Below are 16,521 nucleotides of genomic sequence, written 5' to 3'. Positions count from 1 at the left end.
GAGCGATCGCGTGAGTTGGTCTCGTTCTTGAGTGGTTCCACCCCAGCAGTCATAGGTGTAGACGTTAGCGGCTGACCTGGACGTCTGCTAGGGCTACTCTCCGATCTCAGCCCAGGACCGGCACCGACTTCATCGCTTCGGCGATCGCGTCATCGGAGAGATCGAGGTCCGTCATCGTGCCAGCCAAGTAGGTCTCGTATGACGCAAGATCCAGGTGGCCGTGACCGCACAGGGCCGTCAAAATGACTCGCTCTTCGCCAGCCTCCTTGGCTGCCAATGCTTCTCGCACGGCAGCGGCGATGGCGTGGGTCGGCTCCAGGGCCGGCACGATTCCCTCAGCGCGAGCAAACTGAATCGCGCCTGCGAAGCACTCGGTCTGCGGGATCGAGATTGCTTCGACCAAGCCTTGGTCATAAATGTGCGACACCAACGGGCTCATCCCGTGATAGCGCAAACCACCGGCGTGAATCGGCTCCGGCACGAAGTCGTGACCCAGCGTGTGCATCTTCATCAGCGGGGTCAGGCCAGCCGTGTCGCCAAAGTCGTAGCGGTATTCGCCCTTGGTCAGGCTCGGACACGCGGCAGGCTCAACACAGCGAATCGTCGGGTTCATCTTGCCGGCCAACTTTTCCCGCAAGAACGGGAGAAGCCAAGCCGCCAAAGTTCGACCCACCACCCGTGCAGCCCACCAACACATCGGGGACATCACCCACCTTGGCCAACTGCAGCAAGGCCTCCTCACCAATGATGGTTTGGTGGAGGAGCACGTGGTTGAGGACGGAGCCCAGCGCATACCGCGTCTTGGGGTCAGCGACGGCCTCACTCACTGCCTCAGAGATCGCAATGCCCAACGAGCCGGGGTGGTCGGGGTTTTCGGCGAGCAATTTGCGACCGAACTCGGTCAACTCCGAGGGGCTGGCGTGCACGCTGGCACCCCAGATCTCCATCATGGTCCGGCGATAGGGCTTGGCTCGATACGAAGCGGCGACCTGCCATACCTCGCACTCCATGCCGTATTGCGCCGTGGCAAACGCCAGGGCGCTGCCCCACTGGCCGGCGCCAGTCTCGGTGGTCAGCTTGGTGATGCCTTCTTGGTGGTTGTAGTAGGCCTGCGGCACCGAGGTGTTGGTCTTGTGCGACCCCGACGGGCTGACGCCTTCGTACTTGTAGTAGATCTTGGCGGGGGTGTCGAGCAACTTTTCCAAGCGGCGGGCCCGATAGAGCGGGCTGGGGCGCCACAGTTTGTAGACGTCCAACACGCCACCGGGGATATCGATGTAGCGCTCGGTCGAGACCTCTTGCTCAATCAGGGCCATCGGAAAGAGCGGCGCGAAGTCTTCTGGGCCGGCGGGCTCATGAGTGCCAGGGTGCAGCGCGGGCGGTGGTGGCACCGGCAAATCAGCCACGATGTTGTACCACTGCGTGGGCATCTCTGACTCATCGAGCAGGATTTTTGAGGCGGTTTCAGGGTTCACCATAAAGGGAACTTAGCGCCTGAAACGCGTTTTGGGAGGGCCAATCACAGACAAGTGGATTGGCTGCGGTGGATGCTATTTAGCTGGACGCGCACCTCGTATGCGGTGCAACAACAGCGTGCGCATGACGTCGCTATCGCCGACCGTGCCACGCACTCGGCCAGCCTCAACATGCGCCGGTCGGAACAGCGTCCGCTGCACTCCGCCCACATCATCCACATAGCCAATCCAGACGGACATCCCCTCCGCAGCGGCCTCGCGCAGCAGCGCAAGAGTGACGACCGGGTCAGTGCTGGTGGGCACGTCGTCTCGCTTTCGGCGCGGCGAGCGGTCTCGCCGTTGCGCATCACAGCAACGATTTGGCTCGCCACTTCTGCATCGACGCCCGCCGCAGCGATGCTGGGGCGCGCTGAACGAGAAGTGCGGTGGTGGCGACCGGAGGCCACGGTGATTCCACCATCAGCTCCTTCGGCGACCGGCCCATACTGGCGCTCGCGCAGCAGGTCCAAAACAGTGGTGGCTGGGACAGGAGTCACCACCACAGTCGGGGCAATGCGGCGGAACTGCAGCAGGTTCAAGCCGCGGTCAGCCTCCAGTCGGTCAAGCAACGCCTCGTCGTCGGAGCGCACATAGGCCGCGCACGAACCAACCCGGGCCACGCCATGGCGCCGGGAGATGTCACGCACCAGATATTCCAAAGGCTGAGGTATGCCGGTGCGACTGATCGCCGATAGCTCCGTCATCACTCGGTCGGCTGTCCAGCCGGAATCGAGCGCGCGGCGCAGGCTGGATTCGGTGATCCGATGCACGGTGGCGCCACCCCGTGACTCCACGTCGGCGAGCAATCGCATCACCTGACGGGCGGGGCCATCGAGGCGGCCGGGGGCGATTGCCGTGAGGTCCGCCTGCAACAGCACATAGTCGACGGCCTCGGGGATGTGCGTGGCCATCGCGGACCCAGCCTGCGTAAAGTCGCCGCTGACCAGAGCGCGACCAGCGGTGCTAGGCTCCACGCCCCAGCACGCCAGCCCATTCGGCTTCGCGCAACACGACATCGACACCGGGCGTTGAGCCACTCGCCCCGGCTCGGGCCATCCGGATGGGGTGATGCCAGCGGACCAATTCGACGAGGTCATCGGGCGCTGGGGCTTGGCCCATCGGCAGAGTCGACAGGGCGTGCAAAACATCCCGACGTCGAGTGCGTCCAGCTGGCCAAGAGGTGTTGACGCTGAGGGCGTTGATGCGACCGCTCTCGCTAGGTCCCACGAGCGAGGGGCTGCAGGCATCGTCCACCAGGCTTTGGCTAGGTCGGCCCAGCGCTGGGCGGGAGGCAGGTCCACCCAGTCGTCAGCCTCACCAGTCGGCATCCAGGTGGCATCGTCGGTGTCCTCGCGGGCGATCAAGCCGGCATGCTGCATCACCTCGACCAGCCAAGCGGTCTCGTCAACCGGCATCTCGAGGTGGTTGGCCAGTTTGCCAAGGTCACGCACCGATAGCCCGCCAGAGCGCAGCACCTTCGCTGGCTCGGCGCCCCATAAGTCGATCAGTTCGGCGCTGTGCACCAGCAACTCTGCGGCTCGCCCGCCAGCGGTAGCATCCACGACGTCGACATCGACCTCGGCTGCTTCTACCTCACTCGCGGCTAGAGACGGGCGCTGGTGAAGTTGACCCTCGCGCAGGACCAAACCAACCTGGCGGGGCAGGACGACGTGTGACGCGTCGACACGATGCAGCAACCCCTGCTGGATCAGGCTGCGGGCCGCTGACCCAATCGCAGTGTCGCCCTTGCTCACTGCTTCAGACAAGACCCCGGTCGCTGGCCCCCAGGTCAGCGCGTCCAACAACGCGCGACCTTGCCGGTTGACATCGCCTAGCGCTTCTTTGATCACTGCGGGCTTGGGCACATCGGGCAGCACAGGGCCAAGGCCAGCCGGGTCGCCGATCACGTCTGAGACGGTGCGCGGGACCCGCATACCCTCTGGGCTTTCCCAGGTCAGCGCCAGGTTGCTAAGTCGGTGACCATTTTTGACCAGGGCTGAGCGCACTGGCTGGCCGAGTAAGCGGGCGATTTCGGCGCGGCTGGCGGGTGCCCCACAACAACTGCTTCAAGGGTATGCAGGTGTGCCAGGTCGAGGGCGTCCAGCGCACGCTGCACGCTGGAACGGGTCGTCGCCCGTGCCGCTAGCGTCGTGACATCGGTCGGTGTGGGGCGGCCAATCAGGCCGAGCGACCAGCAACATCGCCAGATCGGCATCGCTGCGAGCGCGCAGATCATCGGCAAGGAGCGGGGCTGGTCGGGCATTCTGCCTAGGCTATCTTGACCGGGTCCCCACTTGGTGCCTCGCGCCAAGTGCAGGGGTATTTCGCTAATGGCAGGATTGGGGCGTGAATCCCGCTGAGCTGTTGGCAAGCGTCGTCGTCGACGAGATGATCCGGTGCGGCGTTCGGCACGTCGTGCTCAGCCCAGGGTCGCGCTCCGCGCCCTTGGCGTATGCGGTGGAGCAGGCCGAGCGACAAGGTCGCCTGCAACTTCACGTACGCGTCGACGAGCGATCGGCGGGATTTCTGGCGCTCGGCCTGGCCAAGGTCACTCGAGTTCCAGCCGCGGTCATCATGACGTCAGGCACGGCGGTGGCCAATCTGCACCCAGCCGTCCTAGAGGCAGATCACGCGGGTGTTCCGCTCATCGTCTTGTCTGCCGATAGACCCGCTCAGCTGCGGGGGACTGGGGCCAACCAGACAACCACGCAGCCGGGGATGTTTGGCGGCTGTGTCCGCTATGAGTTCGATCTGCCCGCCCCGGTTGGCGAGGCCAGCGAAATGCCACTGTGGCGCAGCACAATCTGCCGTGGCTACGCAGCCGCGACCGGCTCAGTCGGCACGATGGCTGGCCCAGTCCACCTAAACATTGGTTTCGCTGACCCGCTCTCGCCATCGCAGCCTGGCAGTGAATTGCCGTCGGACTTTGCTGGTCGGCCCGAATCAAAGCCATGGGTCGCTGTGGCGCAGTCAGCCGCTTCGGCACCTGAGCGGACAAAACGCCCCGAAAGGGAGAGCAAGACTCTGCTGGTCGTGGGCGATCTGCCCGACTCAGCCGACGTCGCTCGCGTGGTCAGGCACGCCGCCCGGGCTGGCTGGCCGATCATCGCCGAGCCCTTCGGGGCAGGACCCCGGAGAAGTTTTGCCGCACGGCAGCCTGTTGCTGGCCAACGAGTCGCTGCTTGAGGCCCACCCCACCCGCCGAGTCGTCACCGTTGGGCGGCTCACCCTCAGCCGCGACATCGCCACCCTGACGCGCCGGAGCGACATTCGGGTCGAACACGTGAGCGCCACCAACACCTGGGCAGACCCGGGCCATGTGGTTGAGCGGGTCACGGCGCTCAACTCTTGGCTCGCTGCCGAGCCCGCGCCTGTCGATGTGGCCTGGGCACAGGCCTGGCAATCGGCTGGCGATCGACTCGCCCGCCGACTGGCCGACTCAACGGCGGTGTCGGACGCGCACAGTCCAACCGGAGTTGATATTGCTGCGGCCACTCGCGACGCTGTCCCCGAAGGCGGCATCCTCGTCGTGGGCTCAAGCAACGCCGCCCGTGACTTGGACTACGCCCGCGCCCCGCATACCGAATCTGTGACGGTGGTCGGCAACCGCGGGTTGGCCGGGATCGACGGCACAACCTCCACGGCTGTTGGCATCGCGCTCAGCACCAAGGCGCCGACGACGCTGCTGCTCGGCGATCTCACCTTCCTGCACGACATCAATGGCCTGCTGATCGGTCCAACCGAAACGCGCCCAGACCTGAGGATCGTGGTGCTCAACGATGATGGCGGTGGCATCTTCAGCACCCTCGAATATGGCGCGGCGCGAGACGACTCATTCCAGCGACTCTTTGCCACGCCAACCGGGGCCAAACTCAGCGCCCTGTGCGCGGGCTATGGTGCCCGGCACCAGCGCGTCGGCACGGTGGCTGACCTCACTGCAGCCTTGGCCCAGGAGGCAGCGGGCATTCGAGTCATCGAGATCACGGTTGACCCGGCGCAACACCGGCAACGGCGCGCGGATCTGCGCTCTGCCGCTCAGCTCGGCTGACTAAAAGCCGATGGCGCCCATAGGCTCGATGTCGCTACGCATTGCCCGCGACAACCGAGTCAGGGCGCCGGGCGTGTGGTCCACAACTCCGTGAATCGGCGCCTGGCTCACCAACGAACGACCACCGAGGTATGCGGCAGCGAGCGCCTGGACCGGCAACTCCAGATCTGCGTCATCTTGCGTCCGCGAGCAGTGCGCTTGCCCCGCATCGTCAATCGTGAGGCGCCAACGCCCAGAGTTCCACGGGCAATATGCGTCGGCAATCCCCAAGACCACATCAACGGGAGACGCATAGCCGCGCTGAGCCAGCGCCCTCGGCACGTCGACAAGGCGTAGCCACGGTGAGTCACCTACGCGCACGTTGATGTTGCGCGGCCCACCGGCCCACCACAGCAATGGGTCGTCCATCCGGCGATCCCAGATTTTGATGCTGGTGGTGAGGTCCAGCGTCGTCAGCCGACGGGCCAGTGCAAGCAGCGCGGCGTCGCTTTCGGCAAAGATCTCGCGCATCGTCACTGAACCCGAGGCCACGCCAAGGTCAGACCAGTCCGAATCTCGGCGGAACGATGCGTAGCCAATTGGCTGCCCGTCCTGCAACACAAAAATGACCTGGACCTTTTCCTTGCTGCCCCGGGCCTTGGGGAAGTCTCGGTAGTCGTTGTTGGTCAAGCCCGCGGATCGAGTCGCGGCACCGAGCGAAACGCCCCTGCCCGCTGATGCGCTTGGTGAATCGCATCCAGCACGCCAGGCCCATCGGAAGGCAGCAAAGTCGTCTCGAGCGCGTCGGCCGCGTCGCTGATGGCTTGCGGTGCCTGCAGCGTGGCCCCATGGCTCAGTTTGTACTGCGCATCAAAGCTGGCTACCTCATAGCCAAAGCGTCCGTAGATACCGGGGTCGGACGCGTGCAACCCAGCCACCGCATACCGGCCCTCGTCGTGAACGCGATTGAGGTAGTCGCTCATCAGCGCTCGCAGCACACCACGGCGGCGCATGTCGGGATGGACGGCGACCCAGGTCAGTCCTGACATCGGAATGGGGGCCACGCCCTGGGCCATCGGCACGGTGACGCTCATATCGAAGGCGCCATAAACCCCGCCGAGCGGCGTCGCTTGCGAGGTTTGGCCGAACTCCGCCCGCGCAGGCATTTCGACAGCGCCAGTGGAATTGAAGTCGAGCGCCCCAATGGCATCGGCCGCTGTCCCGCCAGCGGTGGGGGAGAACCAGGTGGCATGTTCTAGATGCGCGAGACGATCAAGGTCGCGCTCTTCGCTGAGCCGGATCACTTCGTGCTCAGTTTTCTTGCTCATGAGGCTGTCTACACCGTCCTGATATCGCAGATGTGGACTCGAATGCTGGTGGTGGGGTTCCAGCCGGGCAACGGGCCGAGAAGCTTGGTGATGGTGCCGTCAATCCGCTGGCGAGTTTCGGCGCCGACTTCGCGCAGGTCGTCCCCATAGGTCGCCACGATCTCGACAGACACGTGGGTTAGCTGCCGTTCTTCGATGGTGAAGTCGAGCCGATCAGGCATGGCACGGAGATTGGTCAATTCTTGCCGCAGCGCCGCCCGCAGGATGCGGGAAGAAAGCCACACCTGTGACTGCTGCGCGTCGTGCTGTTGACCACGCAACGGGGCAACAAGGATCGGGCGAGCTGGGACTGTCATAGTGCGCACGCGGGAGCGCACGGACGCAGCGATCTGCGGCCACTCTTGTGAGGAGTCCTCCCGCAGGGCTTAGGTTGCCGAGCAACTGGGTCGCCCTGGTCTATCGCCATGCTTGCATCCTCTCCGTCACGGTGGCGCGGCCGCGAGCCAACATGCCTCGCACTTGATCGACTGGCAGCGCCAGCGTGTCGCCAATCTCGGCATAAGACATACCCTCTACCTCACGCAACATCCATACAGATCGCTGCCCCTCAGGCATGCCAGCCAGGACAGCGCGTAGCGCGGCTAGGACTTCGGAGTCCTCGGCGGCCCGGTCTGGATCGTGTCTGGTGGGTGCGGTCAGCTCGGCGAATTCATCGACATCAACCGGTTGAGGGCGGCGTCGACGCAAGAGGTCCATTGCTCGGCGGTGAACCAGTCGATAGAGCCACGTCTTGAGCGCGGAATCGCCGCGGAAGGTGTCGAGTGAGCGCCAGGCCGACAAGAGAGCCTCCTGCACGACATCAGCGGCGTCGTGATGGTTGCCCACCAGGCTGTGCGCATAGCCGACCATGCCGGGGCCGAATTCAGTGGTGATCTCTGCGAAAGCTGTCTGGTCCCCGAGACGGGCAGCGCGTAGCAGCCCTCTTGGTCCCTCTGCCATGCCGCCATCGCTGCCATCATGCCCAGGACCATCGTTTTTTGTGGGGTAAGGCTGTCTGTGATCTAGATCACAGAAACTTTAGCGTGACGATTTTTGTGGTCGTTGCGACTAAGCCCATGTCAGTTGAGTTGAGCCTAGAAAGGCACACAATGAGCGAGCAGCAGAAGCAGGCCAAGAACAACGAGGTCGCCAGCAAGAACGACGGACCCCTGGTCACCGAGAAGGGCAAGACCTCCATCGCTGGAGTCGTCGTGGCCAAGGTTGCTGGCATTGCAACCCGTGAGGTTTCCGGCGTCTACGACCTCGGTGGCGGCACCGCCCGTGCCCTGGGCAGCCTCCGTGAGCGCATCCCGGGCTCCAAGACCAACCTGAGCCAGGGCGTCGCAGTTGAGGTCGGCGAGAAGCAGGCCGCTGTGGACCTAGAAATCGTTGCCGATTACGGCGTCGCAATCGCCGACTTGGCCGCCGGTATCCGTCGCAACGTCATCGACTCGGTCGAGCGTATGACCGGCCTTGAGGTCGTCGAGGTGAACATCACCGTTCACGATGTGCACCTGGAGACCGAGAAGGACGACGAGCCCGCGAAGGAAGAGCAGGTCCAAGAGCCTGCCCCCGCCCCCGTGTCGAGTGATCGACTAGAGGCGACCAACGGTCAACAGCAGGACAAACCCGAGCAGCAAGCCGACCGCGTCGCCCGCACAGTATTAGCGGTTGATGGCGTCCACTCGCTGCACGGTGGCGCGATGGGTGAAGTGGGTACTTACCTGCCTGGCCGTCGCGTAGCAGGCATTCGCATTAAAGATCAGGCCTGTGAAGTGCACGTTTCACTGGAGTGGAATTCTAATATCCACGCTACGGCCCAAGCGGTCAGAGATGCGTTGCGTCCAGAGTTTCCTGGTGCCGTGGATGTTTTCATTGAAGATGTCCTGGAGCCCGAAAACGCCTGATCGGCAGGTTTATGCCTCGCGATAGCAACACTGATGCAGACCTGGCGGCGCGCCGCGCACTGCGCGCCGCCGCCAGGATGCACCATCCAGACCTTGGGGGTGACCCCGAGGTTTACATGGCGGCTGCTCAAGATATTGAACGCCGCTCTGGTTCGTCGTCTCGGACCGACGCTGGCCGAGAGCAAATCTTTGTTGTCCCCCGTCGCTTTGACCGAATCCGCCGTTTGCCGCGTACGGCTAAACGAGCGGTTACAAAGGTTCGTTCGACCCTCCCACGTTCAGTCCGGGCTCACGCCGATACGGGAACTTGTGAATTTTCTTTCCTTAGGAGCACGTATGTCTTCTGCCCTCAATGGTCTACTCATCGGCCTTCTCCTCGCCCTCGTCGTTTTGATGGGTGGCTGGGTCGGCCTTCTGCTCGCACTTGTCTTCGGTGGAGTGGGCTTCGTAGTCGCTGGTCACCTCTCTGGTGAGATCGACTTGAAGGCGCTCCGAGGCTCACGTGGCTGAGGGCGAGGCCCCGCAGGAAGCTACAGACGAAAAGACCGTCGCACTGGCCGAAGTAGAAACGCGTGGCACCCTCACGGTTAAGTCCGCGGTTGTCACCCACGTTGTCGAGCACTTGGCTCGTAAGGTGAACGGCGTAGTTTCCCGCGCTGGCACGTTCAGCGCCATCACTGGCAGTCGCAGCCCGCACGCCGACATTAGGCACAGTGGGCGCACTGCGCACGTCACGATGAACGTTGAAGTGCAGTGGCCGGCCCCCGTGGCGAGCATTGCCGAAGAGATTCGGTCCCAAATATTGACCGAAGGTGCCCGGTTGACGGGGACTGACATTCGCCAGGTCGATGTTGAGGTTGGCGTCGTCGCGCCGCCTGAGCCCGAAGCTGAGCCGGAAGCACCAGCGAGGAGGGTCCTGTGAACCAAGCTCCATCCCCCGAGCCCGTCCAGGGGCCAGTTGGCTCGCCATTCTGGTCGCCCTTAGCTTGATCGCACTCGCCGTTGTGGCAGTGCTTGATGCGCTCATAGATCAAGGCCTGATCTCGGGTGATATGAGGCTGCCCAAGGCTGTCGCGGCATTTGATGGCCTTGAGCCGACGAATACCGTCGTCGCGATTGCAGTGGTCCTCGTGTTGGTCGGTTTGTGGCTGACCATCGCCGCGTTGAAGCCAGCTAAGTTCACGCACACCGCAACGTCTGGCAATAAATCCGTTTGGATCTCTCGCACAGCCCTTGAGGGTTCCGTACGTGACGCTGCCGGGCACACCCGCGGCGTGTCTTCAGTCGGTGAGGTTTCGGCAAGAAAGTCGAAGATCACCGTCAGCATCAACACCACGGCTGACACCCAAACGGTTGCTAAGGCAGTAGAGGCAGAAGTGGTCGAGCGACTGCGTGGCCTCTCGGACGTCAAGGTTGTCGTGCGCACCCGAAAGGATTCCGCATGAGTCGAGGTCTAGCGGCTTTTGACCGCATCGTTGTCCTCATCATTGGTTTGGGCCTCATTGTCCTAGGGCTTTTTGCTCTGGACTGGCGCTATCAACTGGTTTTCGATAACTACGCAAATGATCTGAACACTGCCCCGGTCGAAGAGTTCGCGACTCAGTCGTGGTTCCCCATTGTGGCCGCAATAGTCACGGTGATCTGGGCCATCTTGGCTTTGATTTGGGTGGTGTCCCACATTCGCGCACCACGTTCCAAGCAGTACCGACTTGAGAGCAGTGACCCGACCGGTCAGCTCAAGATCGACTTACGCAGCATCGCGTCACTCGTGGCGAAGGACTTCGACGAAGTTGCCCCGGTGGCCAACGTTCGTGGTGCTGCTATTGCTGGCGAGAAGGGCTCCTACGTCCGCCTTAACGCCGACCTTGAGTCGGGCGCCTCCGGTGAGGCCGTTCAGTCGGCCTTCAGCGAGATTTCGCGCCGAGTGGACCGCTCGATGGGCAAGGAGTCCATCCCGGTTCAGGTGCTGATTGATGGAGTGAACCAATCCGTTGGCGAGCGTAAGAAGGAAGTGCGCGTCCAGTAAACCCTGGGTGCGTGGAGATAGCCCTCCACGCACCCAGTGGGGGCACATGTCCCCAAGACCAAGCCGGCGAGGTGCCGTTGACCGCCTCGCCGGCTCCGAGGTGGAGAGCCCTTCACCGTGACAAGGGTTTTCCTTTAAGGGGTGCCCAGGGCGTGCCGCATGGCAGCGAATTTAATTTCTGTCTCGGCTAATTCGGCATCGGGGTCCGAGGCAGCAACAATTCCTCCGCCAGCGAATAAGCGGATCTTCGTCCGATTTTCGCAGAATTCGCCGCAGCGCAGGGCAATGCCCCAGTCGCCGTCGCCGTTGGTGTCCATCCAGCCAACCGGTCCCGCATACCGACCCCGGTCCATTTCTTCGAGCTCGGTGATGAGTTCTGCGGCGATATTCCGTGGTGTTCCGCACACGGCGGCTGAGGGTGCAGGGCCGCAGCCAAGCGCAACGATGTCGCACCAGTCACAGCGTCGCCGATTAAGTCGCTGGCCAGGTGGTAGACGTCGGGCAGTTCCAGGACGAAAGGCTCAGTGGGGACGTCAAGGTGCGTGCAGTGCGGGCCGAGCGCTTCGGCGACCGAGCGGACCGCATACTCATGCTCCTCCAGGTCTTTGTCGCTCGAGATCAACCGCAGGCGAGGATCGGTGCTGTGGTGCCCTCCAGCTCCGGGTGTGCCTCTGGGCGTGAAGGGCCAGGGTGACTGTCGCGCCGCACCGTGCCCGCCAACACCCGGGAGCGAGCCTGAGCGTCGCGTAGTCGAACCAACATCTCTGGCGTCGCGCCGACGATGCCATCAACGGCGAAAGTCCAGGTGGCGGCATACCGAGAGTTAAGGCGACCGACCAGGGTACGGACATCAATATCGTGCTCGGCTTGGGCAACGATGTCTCGGGCCAAGACGACTTTTTCAACGTCCCCGGACTGAATGCGGCTGACCGCTTTGGCTACAACCTCGGGCCAACCCTGCGCAGTGATGGAGCCGTCAGTGAACTGGACTTCTCCGGACTGGGGGCTCCACTGGTGTGGCGCGAGGTCAGCGCGTTTGATTTCGGCGTCACGAACGGTGAGCCCGATGTCGGTGCGCCAGACTGCCCCATCGCGTCGTCCAACGATGACCTCGGGGACCACGAGGACGCTTTCGTGCTCAGAGTCATCAGCAAAAGAAAACGTCCCGAAGGTGACCAAGCCAGAGCCGAAGACGCGCACTGCGTCGCTGACATCGGCCCGAGCAACGATGTTTTTCCACCACGTCTCGGCCTCGGCAAAGCGGTCGGGGCCGGTGCCTCGGAACTCAAGGCAGCGGCCCCAGCCCACGAGGCCATGGTCTTCTCGCAGCCACGCGCTGATTGACTCGCCCGGGATGTCGGCGGGAATCAGTGACAACAGATCCACGTCAGCGCCCACGACGTCAGAGATATCAACGGTCTGGGCGTACACGGTGGGCGGAGGTGTTGCGGTCACAACCCACCACTCTAGGCCGGAGTGAGATGATAGTTGCATGCAGCGTGCCAGCCTCGACAAACAACCAGCCGAAGTCGCCTCGATGTTCGATGATGTGGCCTCGAAATATGACCTGACCAACGACGTTCTCTCGATGGGCCAAGCCCGGCTCTGGAGGCGTGCAGTAGTGAAGGCCGTGCAAGCAAAATCGGGTGAGCGAATCCTCGACATTGCTGCCGGGACAGGCACTAGTAGTGAGCCCTTTGCTGATGCGGACATCGAGATCTTGCCCGCTGACTTCTCTATTGGCATGCTGCGCGAGGGCCGTCGTAGGCGCCCTGATATGCCGTTCACCGCCGCAGATGCGCTCAACTTGCCCTTCGCTGACGACAGCTTTGATGTAGTCACGATGTCTTTCGGCCTGCGCAACGTCGCCGATGTCGATGCTGCTCTGCAGGAGTTCTCACGGGTCACCAAGCCCGGTGGACGCCTGGTTATTTGCGAGTTCAGCCAGCCGGTCATCAAGCCGTTCCGGGTGGTTTACACCGAATATCTGATGCGCGCGCTCCCCGCGGTAGCCCGCAAGATCAGCAGCAACCCCGACTCTTATGTTTATTTGGCCGAGTCGATTCAAGCCTGGCCCGACCAGCAAGCCCTGGCGGCAAGGGTCGATTTGGCTGGCTGGACCCAGGTCAGTTGGCGCAACCTCACCGGTGGGATCGTTTCGATCCACCACGCGATTAACCCTAGGCCGGGAAAGCGTGGTCATCGACCGCGTGACCGGTTGAGGGCAGGTGCCAAGTCAGGGTGACCTATCTCGACAGCGCTGCCAGCCGCCAGCGTAGAATCCGGACGCATAGTGAAATGCTTCACAGTCGGTGCCGCAGGGGTATTGAAACCCGACCGCGACCAAATCGTGATCGACCCTGCAAGCGCGCTGAGAGTGGACGGCCCTAAGATTGGGGCAGTCATGACCAGATCGTCCGGTATTACCGCGTCGATGTACCGGCACCGAAAGGAGGGTGGCAAGGATGCACGATCCTTACCTCCCGTTGCTGTTCTTCTTTGCTTTGGGTTTGCTCTTCGCCGGGGGTTCGGTGGGGGCCGGGGCTCTCATCGGCCGCAAGACGTACAACCGGGCTAAGGCCGAGGCATACGAATGCGGCATCCAGCCGACGCCACAGGCCGTCGATGGCGGGCGTGTGCCGATTAAGTACTACCTGACGGCCATGCTCTTCATCGTCTTCGACGTGGAGGTCTTGTTCCTCTACCCGTTCGCCGTAGCCTTCGACCAGGTTGGGCTCTTCTCGGTCCTCGCGATGCTGCTCTTCCTTACCGTGGTCTCCGTGCCGTTCATCTATGAGTGGAGTCGGGGCGGTCTCGAGTGGGACTGACCACCACTGCGTTCACCACTGACATGTGTATGCCGCACGTTGCACAGCGTGCTCGAAAGGACGGTTGAGAAGCATGGGTCTCGAAGAAAAGCTCCCCTCAGGCTTTCTGCTCACCTCGGTTGAAACCATGGTCGGCCAGATGCAGTCGCGGTCGATTTGGCCAGCGACCTTCGGTCTCGCTTGTTGCGCGATTGAGATGATGGCGGTCGGCACCCCCGACTACGACATCGCTCGATTCGGCATGGAGCGCTTCGCCGCTACGCCGCGTCAGGCCGACTTGATGATTGTTGCCGGCCGGGTGAGCCAGAAGATGGCCCCGGTCGTTCGTCAGGTCTATGACCAAATGCCTAACCCCAAGTGGGTTCTGTCCATGGGCGTCTGCGCCAGCTCCGGCGGCATGTTCAACAACTACGCCATCGTGCAGGGCGTCGACCACATCGTGCCGGTCGACATTTATTTGCCCGGTTGCCCGCCTCGCCCGCAGATGCTCTTGAACGCCATCTTGGAGCTCCACGAGCAGATTCGCTCCAGCAAGATTGGTGTTGACCGCGTGAAGGCTGCTCGTGCCGCCGAGGCCGCAGCGTTGAGCGCGACGCCGAAGCACGAGATGAAGGGGTTGCTGGCGTGATGACAGGGACGCGAGGAAACGCAGCGGAGCGAGCGCGGAATCGCGCCGAAGGGAGCATGGCCTGATGGGCAAAGAGAAGACGAACAAGAACAGCCCCGACAAGGGCACTCTGGGTGAGAGCCGCGAGAGCGAAGACCTCAAGACAACTGAGGCCATCAACAAGCATGAAGAGCAGGTCCCGGCCGACGCGCCAGAGCCCAGCGCGACCGTTGTTGCCCAAAAGCAGGGCATGTTTGGCTCATCGCTCGGCAACGACACTTCAGGCTATGGCGGTCTCAACCAGCCGGTGCTCTTCCCTCCGGCCAGCCAGCGTCCGTACGGCGGCTACTTCGACGAGATCGTTGACTTCCTCGCCGCCGGTGTCAGTGACTTCGACGCTGCCGTGCCTAAGGTCGTTGTGGACCGTGGCGACCTGACCCTGCACGTGAGCCCGCAGCACCTGCGCGAGGTCGCCACGGTGATGCGTGATGACGCAAACCTGCGCTTCGAAATGTGCTTGGGCGTCAGCGGCGTCAACTACCCCGAGTTGGTCGGCGAAGAGTTGCACGCTGTTTATCACTTCGCGTCAATCACGCACAACATGCGTCGCGTGCGCCTTGAACTCAGCTGTTCAGATGACCACGCGGTGCTGCCATCAATCGTGGATGTCTACCCGGCCATTGACTGGCACGAGCGCGAGACATACGACATGTTTGGCATTGTTTTTGAGGGCCACCCCGGTTTGACCCGCATCTTGATGCCGGACGACTGGCCGGGTCACCCGCAGCGCAAGGACTACCCGCTGGGTGGTATCCCGGTGGAATACAAGGGCGCATCGATTCCGGCCCCCGACCAGCGTAGGAGTTACAGCTGATGTCGACTGAAACCCAAGCAAACCAGGACCTCTTCGGTGACGACGAGACCGCTGGCGCAGTGTTCAACGCCGCTGGCGGCGACTGGGACCAAATCACCGAGGACATTGCAGCCGTTGGCGAAGAGCGCATCGTCGTCAACATGGGCCCGCAGCACCCCTCAACCCACGGAGTGCTCCGTCTCATCCTCGAACTCGATGGCGAAACTGTCCGTGAGGCCCGTGCCGGCATTGGCTATCTGCACACCGGCATCGAGAAGAACATGGAGTTCCGCACCTGGGTGCAGGGCACCACGTTCGCGACCCGGATGGACTACCTGACGCCGATCTTTAACGAGGCGGTCTACTGCCTCGGTATCGAAAAGTTGCTCGGTATCGAGGTTCCCGAGCGCGCCAGCGACATCCGCGTGCTGATGATGGAGCTCAACCGCATCGGGTCGCACCTGATCGCGATCGGCACCGGTGGCATGGAGCTCGGAGCTACCACCGTTATGACCACGTGTTTCCGTGAGCGTGAGCGGATCTTGCGTTTCTTTGAGGCAACGACCGGTCTGCGGATGAACCACGCATACATCCGCCCCGGCGGCGTCGCCCAGGACATCCCCGAGGGTGGCCTGGAAATGCTCGAGAAGGAGCTCGCCGACCTCAAGGGCGGCTTGCGCGAGCTTGAGTTGTTGCTCAACGAAAATCCGGTCCTGAAGGCCCGCACGGTTGACGTTGGCTACTTGAGCTTGGCCGGCTGTATGGCACTGGGTATTACCGGCCCGATCTTGCGCTCCACCGGCTTGCCGCATGACTTGCGCAAGTCGGAGCCGTACTGCACCTACGAAAAGTACGACTTCGAGGTCAAGACCCGCGACGACATGGACGCGTACGGACGCATTCGCATCCGGATCGACGAGATGTGGGAGTCCATCAAAATCTCCGAGCAGGCGATTGCATTCTTGCGCGAGTCCGAAGGCCAGCCCGTCATGGTTGAAGACAAGAACATTGCCTGGCCCGCTCAGTTAAGCATTGGGGCAGACGGTCAGGGCAACTCCCTTGACCACATTCGCGAAATCATGGGCACGTCCATGGAATCCCTCATTCACCACTTCAAGTTGGTGACCGAAGGTTTCCGCGTGCCACCTGGCCAGGTCTATAGCGCCATTGAGTCGCCGAAGGGCGAACTGGGCGTGCACCTGGTTTCGGATGGCGGGACGCGTCCCTTCCGGGCGCACTTCCGTGATCCCTCATTCCACAACTTGCAGGCAGCCTCGGTGTTGAGTGAAGGCGGCCTGGTGGCCGACGTCATTGTCGCTGTTGCTTCGATCGACCCCGTGATGGGAGGCGTGGACCGATGAGCCAGCACGAGCAGGAGGACATGCGCAGTCA

Annotated in this window: 20 protein-coding genes and 1 pseudogene; 11 read left to right on the top strand and 10 right to left on the bottom strand. The window is 62.7% G+C overall.

All coding sequences use genetic code 11. The annotated features are described in order from the left end of the window. Positions 1–106 precede the first annotated feature (106 nt). From L0A91_RS09000 to L0A91_RS08985, 4 genes are read right to left on the bottom strand one after another with little or no spacing between them, the layout of a single operon-like run. A complete protein-coding gene (locus tag L0A91_RS09000) occupies positions 107–613 on the bottom strand; it encodes a hypothetical protein (RefSeq protein WP_235243983.1) in 507 nt (168 codons plus the stop codon). After that, entirely contained in the window at positions 588–1,478 is an 891-nt protein-coding gene (locus L0A91_RS08995) for a TrpB-like pyridoxal phosphate-dependent enzyme (protein ID WP_235243981.1), read from the bottom strand. Before L0A91_RS08995 ends, L0A91_RS09000 begins: the two co-directional genes overlap by 26 nt. A 41-nt stretch (positions 1,479–1,519) precedes the next feature. After that, entirely contained in the window at positions 1,520–3,520 is a 2,001-nt protein-coding gene (locus L0A91_RS08990; RefSeq protein ID WP_235243979.1) for a helicase-associated domain-containing protein, read from the bottom strand. After that, positions 3,469–3,777 (bottom strand): hypothetical protein, encoded by a 309-nt coding sequence (locus tag L0A91_RS08985; RefSeq protein WP_235243977.1) that lies wholly within the window; start codon positions 3,775–3,777, stop codon positions 3,469–3,471. Before L0A91_RS08985 ends, L0A91_RS08990 begins: the two co-directional genes overlap by 52 nt. Before the next feature lie 83 nt (positions 3,778–3,860). Between L0A91_RS08985 and menD the strand changes: the two genes are divergently transcribed. Together menD and L0A91_RS08975 are read left to right on the top strand one after the other, a co-directional pair. Then, positions 3,861–4,700, top strand: coding sequence for a 2-succinyl-5-enolpyruvyl-6-hydroxy-3-cyclohexene-1-carboxylic-acid synthase (menD, locus tag L0A91_RS08980; RefSeq protein ID WP_235243975.1), 840 nt, complete (start codon positions 3,861–3,863; stop codon positions 4,698–4,700). Next, entirely contained in the window at positions 4,657–5,562 is a 906-nt protein-coding gene (locus L0A91_RS08975) for a 2-succinyl-5-enolpyruvyl-6-hydroxy-3-cyclohexene-1-carboxylate synthase (RefSeq protein WP_235243974.1), read from the top strand. The genes menD and L0A91_RS08975 overlap by 44 nt, the downstream gene beginning before the upstream one ends. Here L0A91_RS08975 and L0A91_RS08970 read toward each other — a convergent pair whose 3' ends face one another. The 4 genes from L0A91_RS08970 to L0A91_RS08955 all read right to left on the bottom strand — a co-directional run bounded on the left by L0A91_RS08970 (position 5,563) and on the right by L0A91_RS08955 (position 7,868). Beyond that, the gene (locus tag L0A91_RS08970; RefSeq protein WP_235243973.1) at positions 5,563–6,231 is read right to left on the bottom strand and encodes a sterol carrier protein domain-containing protein; all 669 of its coding nucleotides are present in this window, start codon (positions 6,229–6,231) and stop codon (positions 5,563–5,565) included. It abuts the gene before it with no gap. Next, positions 6,228–6,869 carry a GNAT family N-acetyltransferase gene (locus tag L0A91_RS08965; RefSeq protein WP_235243972.1) on the bottom strand — a complete coding sequence of 214 codons (642 nt, stop codon included), beginning with the start codon at positions 6,867–6,869 and terminating at the stop codon, positions 6,228–6,230. The genes L0A91_RS08970 and L0A91_RS08965 overlap by 4 nt, the downstream gene beginning before the upstream one ends. Before the next feature lie 8 nt (positions 6,870–6,877). Then, the gene (locus L0A91_RS08960; protein ID WP_235243971.1) at positions 6,878–7,189 is read right to left on the bottom strand and encodes a hypothetical protein; all 312 of its coding nucleotides are present in this window, start codon (positions 7,187–7,189) and stop codon (positions 6,878–6,880) included. Between the two features lie 136 nt (positions 7,190–7,325). Then, the gene (locus tag L0A91_RS08955) at positions 7,326–7,868 is read right to left on the bottom strand and encodes an RNA polymerase sigma factor (protein ID WP_235243970.1); all 543 of its coding nucleotides are present in this window, start codon (positions 7,866–7,868) and stop codon (positions 7,326–7,328) included. 149 nt (positions 7,869–8,017) lie between these two features. On the opposite strand from L0A91_RS08955, the gene L0A91_RS18905 reads away from it, so the two are divergent. From L0A91_RS18905 to amaP, 4 genes are all read left to right on the top strand, one after another. Continuing rightward, positions 8,018–8,815 carry an Asp23/Gls24 family envelope stress response protein gene (locus L0A91_RS18905; RefSeq protein ID WP_311197744.1) on the top strand — a complete coding sequence of 266 codons (798 nt, stop codon included), beginning with the start codon at positions 8,018–8,020 and terminating at the stop codon, positions 8,813–8,815. 502 nt (positions 8,816–9,317) lie between these two features. Further along, positions 9,318–9,737, top strand: a complete 420-nt coding sequence (locus L0A91_RS08945; protein ID WP_235243969.1) for an Asp23/Gls24 family envelope stress response protein — start codon at positions 9,318–9,320, stop codon at positions 9,735–9,737. A 64-nt stretch (positions 9,738–9,801) separates the two neighbouring features. Next, the gene (locus tag L0A91_RS08940) at positions 9,802–10,260 is read left to right on the top strand and encodes a DUF6286 domain-containing protein (RefSeq protein ID WP_235243967.1); all 459 of its coding nucleotides are present in this window, start codon (positions 9,802–9,804) and stop codon (positions 10,258–10,260) included. Next, on the top strand, positions 10,257–10,841 hold the full coding sequence (amaP, locus tag L0A91_RS08935) for an alkaline shock response membrane anchor protein AmaP (RefSeq protein WP_235243966.1): 585 nt from the start codon (positions 10,257–10,259) through the stop codon (positions 10,839–10,841). The genes L0A91_RS08940 and amaP overlap by 4 nt, the downstream gene beginning before the upstream one ends. 134 nt (positions 10,842–10,975) lie before the next feature. Here amaP and L0A91_RS17435 read toward each other — a convergent pair. Both L0A91_RS17435 and L0A91_RS17430 read right to left on the bottom strand, forming a co-directional pair. After that, positions 10,976–11,463 (bottom strand): annotated as a pseudogene (locus tag L0A91_RS17435) (chorismate-binding protein). Then, complete coding sequence (locus tag L0A91_RS17430; RefSeq protein WP_260115170.1) at positions 11,460–12,296, bottom strand: chorismate-binding protein; 837 nt, start codon at positions 12,294–12,296, stop codon at positions 11,460–11,462. The pseudogene L0A91_RS17435 and the gene L0A91_RS17430 overlap by 4 nt, the downstream one beginning before the upstream one ends. 37 nt (positions 12,297–12,333) lie before the next feature. Here L0A91_RS17430 and L0A91_RS08925 point away from each other — a divergent pair, with 37 nt between their 5' ends. The 5 genes from L0A91_RS08925 (at position 12,334) to L0A91_RS08905 (ending at position 16,490) form a co-directional block, all read left to right on the top strand. Next, on the top strand, positions 12,334–13,086 hold the full coding sequence (locus L0A91_RS08925; protein WP_235243965.1) for a demethylmenaquinone methyltransferase: 753 nt from the start codon (positions 12,334–12,336) through the stop codon (positions 13,084–13,086). Between the two features lie 220 nt (positions 13,087–13,306). Further along, positions 13,307–13,669, top strand: coding sequence for an NADH-quinone oxidoreductase subunit A (locus L0A91_RS08920; RefSeq protein ID WP_220121707.1), 363 nt, complete (start codon positions 13,307–13,309; stop codon positions 13,667–13,669). 73 nt (positions 13,670–13,742) lie between these two features. Next, entirely contained in the window at positions 13,743–14,297 is a 555-nt protein-coding gene (locus tag L0A91_RS08915) for an NADH-quinone oxidoreductase subunit B family protein (RefSeq protein ID WP_220121706.1), read from the top strand. A gap of 154 nt (positions 14,298–14,451) precedes the next feature. Next, positions 14,452–15,150 carry an NADH-quinone oxidoreductase subunit C gene (locus L0A91_RS08910; protein ID WP_397333870.1) on the top strand — a complete coding sequence of 233 codons (699 nt, stop codon included), beginning with the start codon at positions 14,452–14,454 and terminating at the stop codon, positions 15,148–15,150. Continuing rightward, the gene (locus tag L0A91_RS08905) at positions 15,150–16,490 is read left to right on the top strand and encodes an NADH-quinone oxidoreductase subunit D (RefSeq protein WP_235243963.1); all 1,341 of its coding nucleotides are present in this window, start codon (positions 15,150–15,152) and stop codon (positions 16,488–16,490) included. Before L0A91_RS08910 ends, L0A91_RS08905 begins: the two co-directional genes overlap by 1 nt. Positions 16,491–16,521 lie beyond the last annotated feature (31 nt).

This window comes from Ornithinimicrobium sp. INDO-MA30-4 (assembly GCF_021535045.1).
Lineage (GTDB): Bacteria > Actinomycetota > Actinomycetes > Actinomycetales > Dermatophilaceae > Ornithinicoccus.
Note: the sequence above shows the minus strand (reverse complement) of the source record. Positions and strands in the feature narration are given on the sequence as shown.